Annotated in this window: 18 protein-coding genes; 12 read left to right on the plus strand and 6 right to left on the minus strand. The window is 65.4% G+C overall.

Annotated features, from left to right (window positions below):
* The first annotated feature begins 30 nt into the window (after window positions 1-30).
* From ACSNN7_RS09940 to ACSNN7_RS09955, 4 genes are all read left to right on the plus strand, one after another.
* Window positions 31-639 carry a YdeI/OmpD-associated family protein gene (locus ACSNN7_RS09940; protein WP_436680385.1) on the plus strand — a complete coding sequence of 203 codons (609 nt, stop codon included), beginning with the start codon at window positions 31-33 and terminating at the stop codon, window positions 637-639.
* A 92-nt stretch (window positions 640-731) separates the two neighbouring features.
* A complete protein-coding gene (locus ACSNN7_RS09945) occupies window positions 732-1,292 on the plus strand; it encodes an SMI1/KNR4 family protein (RefSeq protein ID WP_436680386.1) in 561 nt (186 codons plus the stop codon).
* 42 nt (window positions 1,293-1,334) lie between these two features.
* Window positions 1,335-1,832, plus strand: coding sequence for a YcxB family protein (locus tag ACSNN7_RS09950; RefSeq protein ID WP_436680387.1), 498 nt, complete (start codon window positions 1,335-1,337; stop codon window positions 1,830-1,832).
* A gap of 168 nt (window positions 1,833-2,000) precedes the next feature.
* A complete protein-coding gene (locus tag ACSNN7_RS09955) occupies window positions 2,001-2,573 on the plus strand; it encodes a GNAT family N-acetyltransferase (RefSeq protein WP_436680388.1) in 573 nt (190 codons plus the stop codon).
* Window positions 2,574-2,663: 90 nt separating this feature from the next.
* On the opposite strand, the gene ACSNN7_RS09960 is transcribed toward ACSNN7_RS09955, so the two are convergent.
* Both ACSNN7_RS09960 and ACSNN7_RS09965 read right to left on the minus strand, forming a co-directional pair.
* Window positions 2,664-3,398 carry a glyoxalase gene (locus ACSNN7_RS09960; protein WP_436680389.1) on the minus strand — a complete coding sequence of 245 codons (735 nt, stop codon included), beginning with the start codon at window positions 3,396-3,398 and terminating at the stop codon, window positions 2,664-2,666.
* A 266-nt stretch (window positions 3,399-3,664) separates the two neighbouring features.
* Complete coding sequence (locus ACSNN7_RS09965; protein ID WP_436680390.1) at window positions 3,665-4,165, minus strand: dethiobiotin synthetase; 501 nt, start codon at window positions 4,163-4,165, stop codon at window positions 3,665-3,667.
* 110 nt (window positions 4,166-4,275) lie between these two features.
* On the opposite strand from ACSNN7_RS09965, the gene ACSNN7_RS09970 reads away from it, so the two are divergent.
* The 3 genes from ACSNN7_RS09970 (at window position 4,276) to ACSNN7_RS09980 (ending at window position 5,618) form a co-directional block, all read left to right on the plus strand.
* Window positions 4,276-4,824, plus strand: a complete 549-nt coding sequence (locus ACSNN7_RS09970; protein WP_436680391.1) for a dihydrofolate reductase family protein — start codon at window positions 4,276-4,278, stop codon at window positions 4,822-4,824.
* A gap of 66 nt (window positions 4,825-4,890) precedes the next feature.
* The gene (locus tag ACSNN7_RS09975; RefSeq protein WP_436680392.1) at window positions 4,891-5,316 is read left to right on the plus strand and encodes a hypothetical protein; all 426 of its coding nucleotides are present in this window, start codon (window positions 4,891-4,893) and stop codon (window positions 5,314-5,316) included.
* 32 nt (window positions 5,317-5,348) lie between these two features.
* Window positions 5,349-5,618 carry a hypothetical protein gene (locus ACSNN7_RS09980; protein WP_436680393.1) on the plus strand — a complete coding sequence of 90 codons (270 nt, stop codon included), beginning with the start codon at window positions 5,349-5,351 and terminating at the stop codon, window positions 5,616-5,618.
* 178 nt (window positions 5,619-5,796) lie between these two features.
* Here ACSNN7_RS09980 and ACSNN7_RS09985 read toward each other — a convergent pair whose 3' ends face one another.
* Both ACSNN7_RS09985 and ACSNN7_RS09990 read right to left on the minus strand, forming a co-directional pair.
* Window positions 5,797-5,970: a hypothetical protein gene (locus tag ACSNN7_RS09985; protein WP_436680394.1), complete on the minus strand. Its 174-nt coding sequence runs from the start codon at window positions 5,968-5,970 to the stop codon at window positions 5,797-5,799.
* Window positions 5,967-6,185: a flavin reductase gene (locus ACSNN7_RS09990; protein ID WP_436680395.1), complete on the minus strand. Its 219-nt coding sequence runs from the start codon at window positions 6,183-6,185 to the stop codon at window positions 5,967-5,969. Before ACSNN7_RS09990 ends, ACSNN7_RS09985 begins: the two co-directional genes overlap by 4 nt.
* A gap of 405 nt (window positions 6,186-6,590) precedes the next feature.
* Here ACSNN7_RS09990 and ACSNN7_RS09995 point away from each other — a divergent pair, with 405 nt between their 5' ends.
* From ACSNN7_RS09995 to ACSNN7_RS10005, 3 genes are all read left to right on the plus strand, one after another.
* On the plus strand, window positions 6,591-7,340 hold the full coding sequence (locus tag ACSNN7_RS09995; RefSeq protein ID WP_436680396.1) for a helix-turn-helix domain-containing protein: 750 nt from the start codon (window positions 6,591-6,593) through the stop codon (window positions 7,338-7,340).
* Window positions 7,341-8,569: 1,229 nt separating this feature from the next.
* Entirely contained in the window at window positions 8,570-9,832 is a 1,263-nt protein-coding gene (locus tag ACSNN7_RS10000) for a hypothetical protein (protein WP_436680397.1), read from the plus strand.
* A gap of 514 nt (window positions 9,833-10,346) precedes the next feature.
* Window positions 10,347-10,952: a hypothetical protein gene (locus ACSNN7_RS10005; protein ID WP_436680398.1), complete on the plus strand. Its 606-nt coding sequence runs from the start codon at window positions 10,347-10,349 to the stop codon at window positions 10,950-10,952.
* A gap of 122 nt (window positions 10,953-11,074) precedes the next feature.
* Here ACSNN7_RS10005 and ACSNN7_RS10010 read toward each other — a convergent pair whose 3' ends face one another.
* Both ACSNN7_RS10010 and ACSNN7_RS10015 read right to left on the minus strand, forming a co-directional pair.
* On the minus strand, window positions 11,075-12,175 hold the full coding sequence (locus tag ACSNN7_RS10010) for a hypothetical protein (RefSeq protein WP_436680399.1): 1,101 nt from the start codon (window positions 12,173-12,175) through the stop codon (window positions 11,075-11,077).
* 238 nt (window positions 12,176-12,413) lie between these two features.
* Window positions 12,414-13,133, minus strand: a complete 720-nt coding sequence (locus tag ACSNN7_RS10015; RefSeq protein ID WP_436680400.1) for a hypothetical protein — start codon at window positions 13,131-13,133, stop codon at window positions 12,414-12,416.
* A gap of 345 nt (window positions 13,134-13,478) precedes the next feature.
* Between ACSNN7_RS10015 and ACSNN7_RS10020 the strand changes: the two genes are divergently transcribed.
* Both ACSNN7_RS10020 and ACSNN7_RS10025 read left to right on the plus strand, forming a co-directional pair.
* Entirely contained in the window at window positions 13,479-15,203 is a 1,725-nt protein-coding gene (locus ACSNN7_RS10020; RefSeq protein ID WP_436680401.1) for an ATP-dependent nuclease, read from the plus strand.
* 631 nt (window positions 15,204-15,834) lie between these two features.
* A complete protein-coding gene (locus ACSNN7_RS10025) occupies window positions 15,835-16,182 on the plus strand; it encodes a pentapeptide repeat-containing protein (protein ID WP_436680402.1) in 348 nt (115 codons plus the stop codon).
* The last annotated feature ends 324 nt before the right edge of the window (window positions 16,183-16,506 follow it).

Here is a 16,506-nt window from a genome sequence, read left to right on the forward strand (position 1 = left end):
GGCCACGGCGCAGCCGTTAGCCTCACCGTCATGGCGAGCGCCGAACTGGAAGAGTTGATCGTCGCGGACGCCGACGCGCTGCGCGCGTGGTTGTCGGCCAACCACGCCACGTCGCCCGGGGTCTGGCTCGCCCTGACCAAGAAGGGCGGCACAGTCACCACGCTGACCTGGCAGCAGGCGGTCGACGAGGCCCTGTGCTTCGGCTGGATCGACGGGCAGGCCCGTAAACGGGACCAGGAGAGCTCCTGGATCCGGTTCACCCCGCGCCGGCCCCGTAGTTCCTGGTCACAACGCAACGTCGCCCACGTGGCCCGGCTGGAGGCGCAGGGGCGCATGATGCCCGCAGGCCGCGCCGCGGTGGAAGCCGCGAAGGCGGACGGGCGGTGGGCAGCCGCCTACGCCCCGCCGTCGGAAGCCGAGGTGCCGGCCGACCTCCTCGCCGCCATCGCCGCCGAACCCGCCGCCCAGGCCATGTTCGACGTACTCACCAAGACGAACCGCTTCGCTCTCATCCACCGCGTCAATGCCGTCAAACGGGCGGAGACCCGCGAGCGGAAGATCGGCGAGTTCGTGGCCATGCTGGCCCGTCACGAGACGATCTACCCGCAGAAGGCCACGCCGCCGAACTCACCGCAATGATCTGCCGCTGGTCGCACGGCCGTCGGGTCCGCTGCCAGACGGTCGACTTCGCCGGTACACCCTGAGGCAGAGACCGTGGTATCAACGGCGGCATGAACACCGAGTACGTCCGCCCGGACGACCTCATCGAGCTCCGTACCGCCTTCGGCGTGGATGACGGGGGCGAATCGGCTCTGGGCTGGGCAGGGGTACACGACTTCGAAGCAGAGCACGGCATCGTTCTGCCGGAGCCGTACCGGACGTTCGTCGCCGAGATCACCGACGGATCCTTCTCCGGACCGCCGGACTACGGCCTGGTAGGTGTCGCGGAGATGCCCGACGACTGGGGCAACGGCCGTCCGGTCCGGAACCTGAGCGCGCCCTTCCCGCTGACCGAGGGGTGGCTATGGGAGGACGATCCTCGACCGTACGAGGAGATCGAGCCGCTGCTTGATCCGGTCTTCGACCACGGATCGGTCGTGCTGGGCACGGATGGCTGTGGGATGTATTGGCACCTGGTCGTGAGCGGCCGGCATCGCGGCCACATCTGGAACATCAGCGGTGAGGGGGCGGTCCCATTCGGGGCGGAGTTCGGTTACACCACCGCCAGCCCGGGGTTTGCTGGGTGGGTACGGCACTGGGCAGCCGGCAAGCCGTGGTTCGACGCCTCCTGAGGAACGTACTGTCGGGGCTGGTGCGGGCACTATCGTTCTGACGTGCACATCCGATTCGACGTCCCAGCCGATCCCGCCTACCCGGGCCGCGTGGCCGCTGCGCTGAGCAGTGCTCGGCTGCGCAGGTACCGCTATATCGGCGCGGTGCTGACGGCGGTCGGGGCGATCGGTCTCGTCGTCGCGCAAGGGGTCGAGTGGGGCGACCGGATCTCGCCGCTGTGCATGGCGCTGGTCGTGAGTGGTCTGCTCTCGATGCTGTACTCACCGCTGGTGCTGTGGCGCGCCCGGTACCGCTCCAGTCGCTACGCCGTCGAAGGCGCCTACGACATCACCGACGACAACATCATGATGCGCAGCGGCTCGGAGTCCGGCGGCATCGCCTGGGACGGGATCACCCAGGTAAGGGACACCCCTGAGTTCTGGATCCTGTACGTCGGCCGGATGCCAGCGACCGTGATCCCACGCCGCTTGATGTCTGCCGAGGACGCCGAGACGTTGCGAGCACACATGGCCGAACGTGGGCTGCTCCAGCTTCGGTGAACCCAGTTACCGCGTTCAGCGTGGAGAACAGGATCGTTCCTGGACGACAAAGCGGTGACCGCCGATGAACGGGCACGTCGTGCCGCCCGCCCCGCCGGAAAAACCCGTTGCGATCGGCCGGCACCGGATGTCTGGTTGATCGGCCACCAACCACAGGAGGGGACGTCCATGTCGCTGCCCACCCCCACCCTGCACACCACTCGCCTGACACTGCGCCCCTTCCACGACGGGGATGCGAACAATCTCTTCGCGTTGCAGAGCAACGCCTACGTGTTGCGCTACTGGGACGCGCCGCCGTGGAGCGACCGGGTACGCGCCGAGCGGTTCATCACCGCTTGCCGGCAGATGGCAGAGGAGGGCACCGGAGCGCGGCTGGCCGTGGATCGTGCCTCGGACGGGGCGTTCATCGGCTGGTGCACCCTGAACCGGTGGAATCCGGACTACCGCAGCGCATCGCTGGGCTACTGCTTCGACGATGCAGCGTGGGGCCACGGCTACGCGACGGAGGCGGCCCGAGCCTTGCTTCGGTGGGCATTCGACACGCTGGACCTGAATCGCGTCCAGGCTGAGGCCGATACACGCAACGTGGCATCTGCCCGCGTGCTGGAGAAGCTCGGGTTCGTGCGTGAAGGGACGTTGCGGGAAGACTGCGTCGTTGACGGCGAGGTCTCCGACTCGTGGGTCTACGGGCTGATCAGGCGGGAGTGGCGGCCGTCGTCCGAGCCGCTGCCCGCCGGCTGAAGCCTCGCTACCTCGCGCGACGTCCCCCGGCATCCGGCGGCTTCGCTTCGCTGCGTCGAGAACCGAATTCCCAGCGGTACCGCTTTGGGATCAGGGCAGCCACGGTTTGATCAGCTCAGGGTCGGCGACGAAGGCCGTGACCCGATCGCGTTCCGCCGCGGTGAGTTCGATCCGCCGCAGTTGCTCCCCCCATTCCGGCACCCGCTCGGATTCGTCCAGCGCGGTCGACAGCTCGACCAGTGCGGCGAGGGCCATCGCCTGTTCGACGGCGGGCGCGCCAGCGCCGTGTCGGCGCAGCCCCGAGTTCAGCGCCCGGAAGGCCGCGCGGTCGTCGGTTTTGAACTCACGCAGTATCCGGGCGTTGTCGAGCACCTTGGCGAGGCCGGTGAGCTGCTTCGATCCGCCGTACTCCAAGCCCTCCGGCTCATCCCGGCGTATGAAGACGATCGAGTTCCCGGACGGATCCGTGATGGTGAACCGGGAGGCCCCGGCCCGGTAGCGGGTGATCCGCGGCAGGCCCTTGGCGAGGACTTTGCCGTAGGCGCCGCGCATCGCGGCGGTGAATTGCGCGTGATAGGGAGCGACGGCGTCCACCATCACCAGGCATCCACCGGTCCGTTCCTGCGCCGGGTCGACACCCTCCGCGCCACGCCCGTAGTGCAGCTCGAAACCGCTCCACCGGAAGGCAAGATACAGATACGGCTTGTGCTGCTCCCAGGTCACCGCGAAACCCAGGGCACGCCAGAAGGCCAGGGTCTCCTCCGGGGCGAAGCACGGCAGCAGCGGCACGATCGTCTCGTTGGGCTCGACCAGTTCGTCGGTCATCGGCAGCACCTCGTCGCTCGGCAGCATCGGTGAGGCCAGAGTCTGCCCGAATCTCGATCGTGGCGCATATGAGTGGGCACGAAGTGGCGTTCAGCAGGGCGCTTTCCGCGATGCCGGTCAGATCGGGTGGGCCAATTCCTGCAGCATGCACTTGACACACCTCCATGGGCCGATCCAGAGCGCGACCGGCCACCCGCCACGGGCCCACCGCCTCACCGACTCGACCGCCGGGGAAACGCCGACCGACAACACCTGATTATGGGGGGTTACGCGCGCCGCGCCGGAGCGGAGCCCGGCCGGTCGGCCAGCGCCACACCGACCGCTTTTTCCGGCGTATCGACGTGGCGTGGGCCGGACACCGGCGCCCCGTTGGCGTCCACCACCCGCCAGCCGCCGAGCACCACCACGGGTACACCGCCCCGGCGCATCGCCAGCGCCACCTCGCTGAGGGTGCCCCAGGAGCCGCCCACCGCGATCACCGCGTCGGCGCTCCACACCAGGACGGCGTTGCGGGCCTGTCCCAGGTTCGTCAGCAGCGTCGCCGAGGCGTCGGCGACCGGGCCGGGGGCGGTGCCGTCGTCGGGGCGTACCGCGATGACCAGGCCGTGGTGGGCCCGGGCGCCGGCGGCGACCGCGGCCATCACCCCGCCGCCACCTCCGCAGAGGACGGTCGCGCCACGCGCGGCGAGCAACTCCCCCACCCGGCGGGCGTGGGCCAACTCGGCCGGCGTCGCCGACGCCGGGCCGCAGACCGCCACCTGCACCATGCGGCCTCACCTCCATGGCGAGGTTAGTACTCGAGCGGTAGATCGTGACGGGATCGGCGGTTCGGAGGCAGTCCGAGCACGGGCTGCCGCATCGGCGGTACTCTCTCGACGTGCGCCCGCTTCGCTATTCCATCAACGTCACCTTGGACGGGTGCTGCGATCATCGCGGAATACCCCCCGACGAGGAATTGCATCGCCACGCGGTCGAGAATCTGGCACGGGCCGACGCTCTCCTCTTCGGCCGGGTGACCTACCAGATGATGGAGGCAGCGTGGCGGCCACCGGCGCAGCCGGGAGCGAGGCCCGATTGGACGGAGCCCTTCGCCCGGACGATCGACGCCGCCAAGAAGTACGTCGTGTCAACCACCCTGGACCAGGTCGACTGGAACGCGGAACTTGTCCGCGGGGACCTGGAGAAGGCCGTGCAGCAGCTCAAGCGCGAGCCGGGTAAGGGACTGTTCGTCGGCGGCGTGATGCTCCCGATGGCGTTGACGGAGCTGGGGTTGATCGATGAATACGAGTTCGTGGTGCACCCCAGGCTGGCGGGCCGTGGGCCGACGTTGTTCGCGGGCATGTCGCACTTTGTCGACCTGAGGCTCGTGAGCCGCCTCGAATTCCGTTCGGGAGCGGTGGCGATGAGGTACGAACCGAGAAGATAGCCGACGGCTGGCTCCGGTGCCGCAGACAATGAGCCTTTTCATCGTGACGGTGCAGGTCACGGCCAAGTGGAGACCCCGTTCGTGGAGAACGCGAGCCCCGGCCGACCGGTCACCGACTACTCCGTCCCGGAACGCGAACGGATGGCGGTGCTCGACTACGTCAGCGGCAACACCGACCGGCACATGGATAACTACCTCACCGGTCCCGACGGACGCCTGGTCGCCATCGACCACGGCTACTCGTTCCCCCAGTCGAACGCCGAACCGTTGCGCTCCGACTTCGTGCAGCAGCAGATGAACCGGCCGCTCGGCCCGGAGACGATGGCCCGGATCCAGGCCACCGATCCCGCCGTGCTCGCCGACCGGTTACGCGCCACCGGCCTGGACGAGAGGGCGGTCTCCGGCGCGATGGACCGCTTCAACGAGATACGCAGCCGAGGCACGATCACCGGCGAGGCGTGGACGGCGTTCCGTCCGCCGAGCCCGTGGTGACCGAAGGAGCAGGGGTGAACCAGGAGGCAGGAATGACGGAGCAGGCACCGACCCGCGTGGCGCTGTACACGTTCGCGCAGCACACCAACCGACGCGTGGCCGAGTTCCGGTGGCAGCCGGGCCAGGCGGTGTCGCTGGCCGTTCTCGACCCCGAGTGGGGGGCGCTGGCGCAGGACTTCTACGACAACGGCGTACCGGCCGGGTCGGGGCGGGTGCCGCCGCAGTCCGGTGCGGAGTTCATGCGCGCCCTGCTGCAGCGGTTCCGCATGAGCTACTACAAGTTCGTGGACGAGAGCGACTGAGGCGGGTCGTCTGACCCGGGTGGCCGCACCTCGCGGTCCCCTGGCTGCCGGCGGCGGGCTGCGAGGTCAGACGGCTTGGTGGCACGCTTCTCGGTCCGGTCCGGTCCGGTCCGGTCCGGTCCGGTCCGGTCCGGTCCGGCTGGCACGGTTGCCGTACTTCGCTGCTGTACTGCTGGCATCAGATGAGCCGCTGGATGCGGACCTTCGGGCGTTCGTTCCTGAGGTGGCCGTGCTTGTGCTGGCGGAGCTGCTCGTCCCAGACCTCCTGGTCGTAGTCGGGGTCGGGCGGGATCCACTTGTGGGAGCCATCGCTGTAGTGGAACTTCTCGTCGCCGGGCCGCAGGATGCTCATCGGGTCCAGCCGAGGAATCGGTGGTGCAGGTGGCCTGCGGGGACGTGGGCCAGGTCCTGGGCGGCGTCGACGAGCTGGGCGGCCAGGTAGAGGGCCAGCGAGATGGGGGCGCTGTCGTACTCCGCTCGCAGCTCCCGCCGCCGAGTCTGGCAGGGCCACTCACCCGCGCAGCCTCCGCACGTCCAGGCCGGCTTGATCGGGTGGTGAGTGGTCATCTCGGCCCCGTCCGGCTGGGCCAGGGGCCGCGCTTGATCGGACGGCCCCGCCAGTACGCCACCCGCCACCCCACCGGCAACAGCTCAACGCCGCCCACGAAGCCACCGCCGATCCGGCACCGCCCGCGTGGTCTCCTCCGCCGGAATCCGATCCGCCTCAGCCTCGGCAAGAAGCCGCCGCTTGGCCGCCTCTCGCTCAGCCGCCTGGATCCGCTCGCCCCGGCTCACCGCTGGCTCGCCACCCTTACCCGGCATCCCCACCTCCGTCAGCGGAACGCGGCGGCACGCTCCGCCATCGCAAGCTCACAATGACGCCGAAGCGTCACCGACCGCGACGGCGCAAGATGCGACAATCAGGCCACATCGGCGACGACATTCAGACGACATGGCGCTATCGTGGCGGTCATGGCCGCCCCCAACACCGCCCTGCGCGCTGTCCGTACCGGAATGCGCATGAGCCAAGACGACTTCGCTCGCGCGCTCCAGGCCGCCGGCCACCGCGTCGGCGAGCCCAACGACGCCAACAAGAGACTCGTCCAGCGATGGGAGTCCGGCGCGATCGCCGCGCCGCGCCCCGTCTACGCCCGCGCGCTGGAGGTCGTCACCGGCCTACCCATCTCGCTGCTGGGCTTCGCCGCAATGCCGGGCGAGCACGTCACGAACGACGAACACGGTGGCCATGACCTGACCTCTCCCATGTCCAGCCTGGCCACGCCGACGCCAACGTCCAAGCCCGCGACGGTCCACAGGTCATACGAAGGTGTCTGGCTCAGCCGCTACCAGTACTACTCCAGCGGCCGGGGAGACTCCTTCGCCGGTCAACACTTCGTCGTGATGCTTCAGCACGGCGACAGGCTGACCGCGCGCAGCCTGCCAGGCTCGGCGGCATCGTCGCTTTCGCTGGACCTGACCGTGGACGGTGCCGTTGTCACCGGCACGTGGGTGGAGCAGACCGACCCCGCCGGCTACTACCGGGGCGCCCGGTATCACGGTGCGATCCAACTCCTGGCTGAACCTACGGGCCGACGGATGGCCGGAAAGTGGGTCGGGTTCGGCAAGGACATGGACGTGAACACCGGCCCGTGGGAGCTTGTCTTCCAGGACGCCTCGACGTCCAAGGCAACGCTCGATCGCTACAACACGTCAGCGATGTAGCGCACTGCTGCCCCAAAGGCCTTCGACCTCTCGCTTGTAAGTTCTGGGCGCTCCGTCCGGGTTGTTCGGCCAAGTCCACCACCTCGGGCGGCTGTCCCGCGCTTGCTCGCCGGCGGTGGTCTTCGGCCGGGACGGCTGCTGTCACCGTTGCTGTCAACGGCATCTAGGCCCCTCGCCGTTATTGGTGAGCGGCGGGTGCTCGCAAAATGTAACGAGGTTCCGGCCGTTAGCGCCTTGCATGGTGAAAGGTCGAATGCGCTCCCTCGGCCACGACCATGGCCGCGTAGACGGCCATGGAGAGTTCGTATGCAACCAAACTGGGCGAAGGTCATCTTGCGGTGCAAGGACCGTGGGCAAACGCTCGGCCCCATTTGCGTACAGGTGTCGCGTGGCGTTCCCGAGGAGCTCCGGTGCGAGCCCGTCTCCGGGTCGGCATCCGGTAGCGGGCCAGACGTCTGCCGAGAGTGCCAGCGACTCCTGTCGGAACGGGGCCAGCTTCGGGAGGTAGTGGAGGACTTGACCCGGCGGGGTTGGAGCGATCACATCAGGGCCGGCGCGGTCGTCGTCGCTTGTTAGGCGAGGGTGGTATTGCGCCACCACCAGGGCTGATCGCCGCGCTCCTGTAGGTGTCCAGCTCCGTCGGCCGTCTTCTCGGCGAGTTCGACTGCTCTGTCCCGAAAGTACGCTCACCCGGCGATGAGCTGTGCGAGCATCCATGGCTGTCCGTCCTCGCTCGCGTCCGTCGTCACCCAGTTGGTCACCCGAACCCGGTCCTCAGACGTTGAAGCGGCACTTAGAGCCACTACGCCGCCACCAGCGGGAATGGCCTCGACACCTGCTCACGGGGCGTCTCAGGCTGCCATCGTTGGTGGCTGGTTGACGACGTTTGTCTTGTGCCCCCTGTGCCCCACACTGCCAGGAGCGGGCGAAGGGCAGTCAAGCTCGCCCGGCGCTGGTCGACTGGTCCGACGAGGTACGGGGCAATCCGGCCGCGTCCACCGCCTTGGCTACTCGCTTGGCTACCCAAGTCCACTGGCCGTCCATGGAACTCTTGCGGACTAGATCGGACTGCCACCTCGCCGCACCTGCCTTGACCATGTCTGGCCGAATGCGCGGCTATGCGGTTGGATGAGCACCTGGCTGAGTTGCTGGTCCAGCTCGATGATTGCGCCTGGTCGCCCTCCATCACAGCACTTCTAGCCCAGCGATCCACGTTAGGAGGCAACCCCTTGGCACTGGATTTCGAGACGTATACGAGCCTGGGCTCGCCAGAGGTTATCTGGTCGACTGACGCCAACGAGTGGCTACACCGACTCAGGTCGGCGCTTCCCGAACTAGCCGCAGACCTTTCTGGAGCTGGAATTCTTTACGACTCCACAACGCAGCCATTCATCAAAGTTACAGCAGTTACGAACGAGGGGACAGCGAAAGACGCTCCTTTACTAATAGCGCCGCTGATCGATGGCAGGATTGCACTTTTCGTTGGCCACAGGGGGTCAGATGATGAAATGATCGAGATTTGGCGCAGAGTCACCGATTACGCCACAGCAAACCTTGGGCAAGAAGGCGACCTGCACGAGTGGAGTGCGGTTTTAGGACCTCCCGCCACTAGAGTCGGAGGCATGGAGGTCTCCCTCTTAAAACCAGGCGAGGTAGGCCCCTTCAGGCTGGCGTCCGCCGACCGCCCCCTCCGCGAGGGATCATTCTCGGTCGGAATGCCAAGCTTTCACGGAATGAGCAGCGATTTATCATGGCCCATCCTCGCTCGTGGCAGCCACCGAGGATATTCGTGGCAGTCCACCAGCAAAAAGGCAGCTCGAGAACTCAACCAGCTGTGTGCACTACTCTCCGTCGCCTGGGATACTTGCCTTGTAATCAGGGAGTCACCAGCACCGATGGACTGGGGGGAACGGCTACCGCCTGAGAAAATTTTCTGGCAAGAAATTCCGACGTTGTCTGATGAGGTGCCTAGACCGGAGCCAACTAGCGGGCGAGAAATCCCCAACTGGTCCGAGGCGGGGTGGGCGCGCATAACGAAGACTCCGCGACTGGCGGATGCAGTTTCCGCTCACCACGAAGGACTTCGCGCCCAAGTCGAACACCCGAGCCTCGCACTGGTTGCCTTCATTGCATCTATCGAGGCGATTAGCCAACTCCTTTATCGCGAAGACCGCTGCAATACCTGCAAGGGCCATCTCCATATCTCTGCCAAGTTCCGTCAAACCCTAAGGCTTGTACTCGACGAGGAGGAGGCTGCGGAACTCGGAACGGCCTATTCATCTCGGTCGCTTACTGTACACCGAGGCCGTCTACACGGAACCGAGACAACCATCGGCGCCCTCAACACCGGCCTTTGGTCTTTTGACAGCGCTTCGGAATTCCAGTGGCAAGTGCTGTACAAGATGAACCGCGCTAGCGCCAGCCTTCTCAAGATCGCCATTCAAGGCCAATTGCCCGGCAAGACCCGCTTCGAGCTCGGACCTGACCACTAGCCAGCTAGACGTTGAAGCGGAACAAGAGCCGCCGTCCCACCACCAGGGTGAACGGCCCGCGACGCCTGCTCGCACGGCGTCTCGGGCTTCCATCGTTGGTGGCTGGTTGACGACCGTTTGACAGTGTCTTGTGCCCCCTGGTGCCCCACCGTGACGGGAGGCGGCAGCGCTTGCAGCGTGCCCTGGACCAGCGGATTAAGAGACACAGTCAGGGTTGGGTCAAGCTCGGCAGATCTCGGCTCCCCCGGGCAGCAGGTGCCCGACGTTCGGCGGTGTTGGGTGGCTGGGTTGCTGTCAGCGTTGCTGTCGGCATTTGCCCTGGTCGAAAGCCAAGCCCGTAGGCTACCGGCCGCGCCAGCACAAGAAGGTTGCCACAATCCGGTACAACGGAACGATGAGTAGAGGCGAAGTTGCGCGCCGGACGGGGGTCCGTACGGCCATCGAGGTCGGGACTGCGGGTCTGGGCCTTCTTGGCCCGGTAGGCGCACTAGCCGCTGCGGCTATCAAGCCGGCGTTGGAGCTCGTCGCCGTCCGCGAAGACATGGGTCTTCGCAACATCGGGCGGCTGGTCCAGGGCGTGACAGAGGCTACAGGGCTGACACCGGCGGAGTTTGCCGGATGGGCCAATAGCAACGACGGCCGTTTGATGCTGACCACCAGCGCAATACAAGCAGCCAACAACACTGTGCACGAGGGCAAGATTAGAGCGTTGGCGGCAGTCTTGCGTGACAGCATCTATGACGACGCGCAACTCGACCTCGGTGCGCTAATTGTCGCAGCCATGTCAGACCTTGAAGCGCCGCACATAAGAATCCTAAACGCCCTGGTGAACGTCAATCCTGGGAACAACTACAAGGGCCCGTTCAAGAATCCATGGCATGATTCTGATCTCGAAAACCACTTTCCTCAACTTGGAGCCGGGATCACTCCAATTATGGCAACCCTTCAACGTCACGGGTTGGCCAGAGAGGCATCGACACTGGAGATCGTAGGAAAGGGTTGGCTGGTGACCAACTTCGGACACGAATGCCTCGACTACCTGACCTCGCCGTCGCTCCTGGACCGCCCGGTCGGGTCGGAAGCCACGGCAATCAGTGAGTTGGCTTCCGATGTTGGGTAGGTTCTCCAACAGGTGAAAACCAGCCGAGGCCGTGGCGGCTGCCGTCGGCTCGCGCTCGAGGCCGGCCTAGCCAACGCCGGCGGTAGGCCGCCAGCAGGCTGGGGCGGGGCCTACGCGATCGGTTAGTCACTCAACGGAGGGTCGGCGGAGGACGGCGAACCTACCACGACCGCGTCATCGAACCGCTCGGCAAGGTCGCCGACTGCCTCGGCGTCGAATGCGCCGGGCGGCCACAGCCGGGGCGTTTTATCAAGAGGCCATAGAGGCATGAGCAGGTGCCCGACGTCCTCGCTTGCGGTTACGTCGTACACCCCTCGGTAGAGAGTAATAACCACCTGGAAGACGATGCGGAATGCAGTGAACGTGATGCAGACGGCGTTGGGCTCGGCTGGAATCTGCCCGTCGCGGGGCTTTAGTCGGAGCGGCTTTGCCCAGGCTGATAGGTAGTTCGTCGGGCCAACAAAGCCACTGGCCCAGACCCACGTCCCCGTAGGCGGTCGTCGAGTCACCCTCAGTTCGTGCGCAAGGCCACGGAGGATCAGAGGCTGTGGAGCAGAACCGTCGACGAGGACAGCCATCTTCGTCGCCCAAGTAGCCAGGACCTCCTGGTCGTGGGGCTCCAATTCCCTGCGATGGTCCCACATGTCGGCGATCAGCGGCTTGGCATCGATCTCCAGAACGCTCATCCATCTGGTGTTGCAGTCGAGACAAGCCCGGGCCTTCGGACCCATCGGTGAGGTCTCCCGGCCACGGCCGTTCCCCGGGAAGGTGGCGCCTCTACCAACGAGCTGCTTCTGAAGCCACTCCGGCCAGACGTGCTCCTCCGTTAGCTGGGCACCCGTCATCCGTTCACAGAACAGGCAGTCCGACGGGCCAGAGGGGAGATAGAAAGGTGTGACATCCTCAGCCTGGATCGCATCGGCTCGGACGTCAACCAGCCCCGCTGCAAACCTCACCGCTCCGGCTCTGATCCGGAGGAACGCCGAGTCGACGCAACGATGATGGGCCGCGCCGAGCATGCAAATGCCACTTAGCGGGATCGAGTCTGGGTCTGTCGAGACGCTGCGGCCAGCCGCCATGGGCGCAGCAAGCAGCCAACTCCCCGAGGGGGTACCAATCACCTCGGCCCATGAACCTCTGTGCCGCTTGACCACCTCGCCACAGCCGAGACACGGGCTGCGCTTCCAGTCGGGCAAGAGCGGGGGGTGCTCCTCGATTGTCACCAAGCAATTGTCCCGCAGGGCAAGGACGCCAGGTGCAGCATGATCTCCGTCCGGAAGCACCACCAGCAGCAGACGAGATGGGTAAGGCTGCCAGCGCTTCACCCCTCGACGACTCCTTGACCCCCAGGCAACAAACACGGGGCGCTCACCTGCTGCTCTACCGACTCCGGACTGCAAGAACACTCCACGCTCGTCCGTGCTCGTCCGCTGGCGTCCGACCCGATCGTCACCCAGCTAGTCACCCGCGGGCACCCGGGGGCAGCCCACTGGGGCCGCCCTCCAAGATGGCTCGCGTACGGAAGTCACGCTCCAGAGTTCGTTGAACTTCGTGAGCGATCTGGCGCATCCACGCAGTGACGAATGCCCGCCGAGGAATCGATGCCTGCTGGCCATTTACCACCAGTCCGACGACTCCGTCGTGGTCCACCAAGGCCTGATAGTGATCCGACATTTGTGGGTCCACATGCGCACCACCATCCTTGTTCGCCATCTGGAGCACCACGTTCCGCCGGCTGTAGGTGAAGGCCCTCCGCCCGACACGGAGAGGCGACTCGTTGGTCAGGAACCGGGTGACCCACCACTCATCGAAGGCTTGAAGCGGGTTGGTCCGATCGGGGCCAAGGTCGTCCAGCACTGGAGTGGGGGTGGCAGTGCCGGCGTCAAAATTTACGCGAACCGTACATAGCCCCGGGTTGATGGCGAAGGAACCGGGGGGAAGGTCCGGCAGTTGGAGGGCCGTGTTGACGAATCGGAGCCTCTGCGGCAGAAGCCCGAGCTGGTGCAACAGGGACCGGCTGTTTGCCGTCTGGTGACAGAGAACGCGAACCGTCGTCGCGAGCCGGAACGCCTCATCTGTGGCACCCTCGTCGTACGCGGCGGCGGAGCGTCTGAGATAGGCCACCTGGCGGCGCAGGTGCTCCTCTAGGTCGGCGAGGGCAAGTACATGCTGCCCGCCCATGTCGACTCCTCCTCTCGGCGACGCTCCGATCCAATGCCGGCGGTACACCCTAAGCCCGAGCGGCGCGGCCTCCAACAATGCCAGCGCTCACCCTCGGCGAGGTGTCGGCTTTTGGCGGTCAGCGTCGACGAGCAGGTGCCGGGCACCGTCCGTTGACGCTCGGGCCGACGCTCTACCAACTGACCAGACAGACTGGGGCGGCTGGCGACGCGGTTGCGCCAAGTCCATGATGGTGGGATGACGAGCTCGCAGCCCTCGGATCCCCCCAACCAGTCAAGATGGTCCTTCAGCATTGAGAAGATCCATACCAAGGGTGGGGACACGATCGAGGCACCCCCCTGGGGTGTGACAGTATTCGTTGGCGGAAACAACGCCGGCAAATCCACCATGCTTTCAGATGTCGTCAGGATTCTCTCAAGCACCCCGGGCCATCGTCAGGACACCTTAGGCGTTAGTCACCTCACCATTCGCGAGGAAGGTGGCGTTGAGGGATTTCAAGCGTGGCTGCGCGAACATACTTTCATTGACCGGAATCCTGGCGAAGATGCCGACCATTACTCGCGACCAAAAGGTAATGGCGAGATCGTCCGAGTGCCCGGCCTCCTCGACTATTGGACACGTAGGGCTCAATATAGTCAGGACGCCTTAGGCCCGCTCTTCAGCTTTTTGGTGCACGTGTCAGATATCGGCCAACGCATCTCCGCAATAAGCGGCAGCACTCAGCAGCGAGCAAGCCTTAAAGCCTCTCCCCATGGCATCTTAAACTTATTCGAGGAAAATTCGAATCTGTTTAGAGAGTTCTCGGCACTGAGCGAGCGCATATTTCGCAGGCCACTCACCCTGGACTTCTTGGTAGGACAACTTCAGTTACGCGTTGGGCGCCTGGACATGTCGGCACCACCGATCGATCGCATCACGTCTGATTATCGGGAGGCAATGCATGAACTGCCGCTGTTGAGTTCGCAAGGTGATGGAATGAGAAGTCTCCTTGGCCTTCTCTTGCCTATTATCACCGCCTCCTATCCAATCATCATTATGGACGAACCCGAAGCCTTCCTTCACCCGCCACAGGCTTACGAACTGGGAAAGGCTATCTCCCTTGTTGCACGAGACCGACGGGTGCAGGTGCTTGCGGCAAGCCATGACCGGAACTTCTTGGTGGGCTTGTTACAGCCAGAGGTTCCCATATCCGTGGTGCGACTTGAGCGTACGGAAGGTCCGGCGCGAGCAGTTCAGCTAGCGAGCAGCCAGCTGATGCAACTTTGGCAAAACCCGATCATCCGCTACAGCAATATATTGGATGGACTCTTTCATCGAGTTGTGGTAATCGCCGAAGGCGATAGAGATTGCCGCTTCTTCGGTGCGGCTTTAGATGCCGCCAATGACGAGAAGTTACAGAACGAACGGGGATTGAAGGGTACCTCAATCCCGCCGAGCGAGGTGCTTTTTGTGCCTTCCAACGGCAAAGCGGGAATGGCAGAGATCGCCAGGACTTTACAAGCGCTCGGAGTATCGGTCATCGCGAGTCCGGACCTTGATGTAGTCAACGAAGAGACGACCCTGTCCAACCTCGTCCAAGCACTCGGAGGCAAGTGGGAGGACTTTACGGATGACTACAGGACCGCTACTCGTCGATTCCGCGAAAAGCAGGGGCCAGCAACGGCAGCCGACGTACTGACTGCGTTAAGAGCAGTTCTTGAATCGGATCTCACGGCAACGTATGACGCCAAGCTAAAGAAGGCCGTGACTGCACAGATGAGGACCGCCGGAAGTCCATGGGAAGCCCTAAAGCTACATGGAATGTCGGCGTTTAGAACTGGGCAAGAGCGAGCTGCCGCTACTCGCCTTATCGCCGCCCTAGCCCAAGTGGGCATCGTGGTCGTACAGGATGGCGAGCTGGAGTCGCTCGCACCTGACCTAGAGGTAAAGAAGGGGGCGAGGTGGCTTCCGGCTGCACTTGAGGCTGGCGCTCATATGGACACAGCGGCACAGGGCCACGTTCATCGAGTTATTGCTGCCGCAGAGTTAAGGTTTGCAAAGAACCCTGCGGATCAAAGCACCCCCAATTGAGCTTCTTGCCATCCCGTATGCCGTCGACCCGCCCTGCTGGGGAGCGGGCCGCCGCCCGGCCCGCCACGTCAAGCGGACCTTGACGGCTCGTACGGACGCTGGCGGGTCGGGTGGTGGTCTGCTCGGCTCGCCCGGGTCGACGGTGGGCGGGATGGCATACCGCAACCACCCACGGACCTGGACCCGTCGGCGGAGCCGGCCATCCTGGAGCCGGCGCGCCCCCGCCGGAGGCGCACTAACCGCAACCCCGCGACCGCCGCCAGCTCGCCGACGCGCCCGGCGTCCGCTCTCCTACGCCGCGCGGGCTCGTGGCCGCGCGGCACGGCCGGCTGCCGGCCCATCACACCACCGGTCAAGAGCCTGCCGTTCTGCGGCGGCCCACCGGGCATCCCGCCTTCCGCGCCAGCCGCCGGGCGTCCGGCGTGACGGCCGCAGAGCGACAGCGGCAGCGGCCGACGCGCGCCCGGCGGCGGCGCGGAAGGCGGGATGCCCGGTGGGCCGCCTTGATAGACGTACAGAAAGTCCTCCCACACAGACCGGCAGGCGGCTGTCCTGCGCCTGTGAATACCTCGCAAGTGAGTGCGTAGAAAGCCGATGGTCCGGCAACGGGCGACCACGCTACGGTTCGCGGATGAGCATCCTGCCCGGCGCGACGAGGAAATCGTTCGCGGGTCGCGATCTTCGGCATCGCATCCTTGATGGGCACTCGTTCAAGTTGTGTGACTTCCGTGGCGCCGACCTCCGGGGCGCCTCCCTCCGTGGTGTCAGCTTCGCTGGCTGCGATCTGCGGGATGCCGACCTGCGTGACACGGATCTGTCCTACGCGCGGTTCAGCTACGTCATGACGCACGATCCGGAGTACGGACGCACGGACGTTACCGGGGCCCGGTGGGACGGGGCCGACCTTCGAGGCGTCACCGCCGAGCGCGTCATTGGGTGGCCGCACGGCCTCTCAGACTCCGGGGTTACGTCGGGTTGACGTGTCGGCACCCGGTGCTACTCTGGCGCTCGTCGAGCACGCCAGCCCGGCCTTCCCGCCGCGTCGCTGGACTCACATCGGAGATGCCGAACGGCCTTCCTGCCGCTGATGCTGGCCACGTCCCGCCGGCTCTCGATCACACCGGCCGCTGTGCCGGCCCCCTGAGTCCGTTGAGCGGCCCAGTACGGCCTTTCCTGCCGTCCACGATGGCCCGGATTCGCTCATCTCCACGGGTGGGGTCAGCCTGCGGGTACCCGCCGGATGCCGATATCCCGGGCTCCCCACCCGTGCCGGCCCCGATCACCGAGTTCACGAGCGCGAAAG

It is taken from the genome of Micromonospora sp. URMC 105 (genome assembly GCF_051386295.1).
Lineage (GTDB): Bacteria > Actinomycetota > Actinomycetes > Mycobacteriales > Micromonosporaceae > Micromonospora.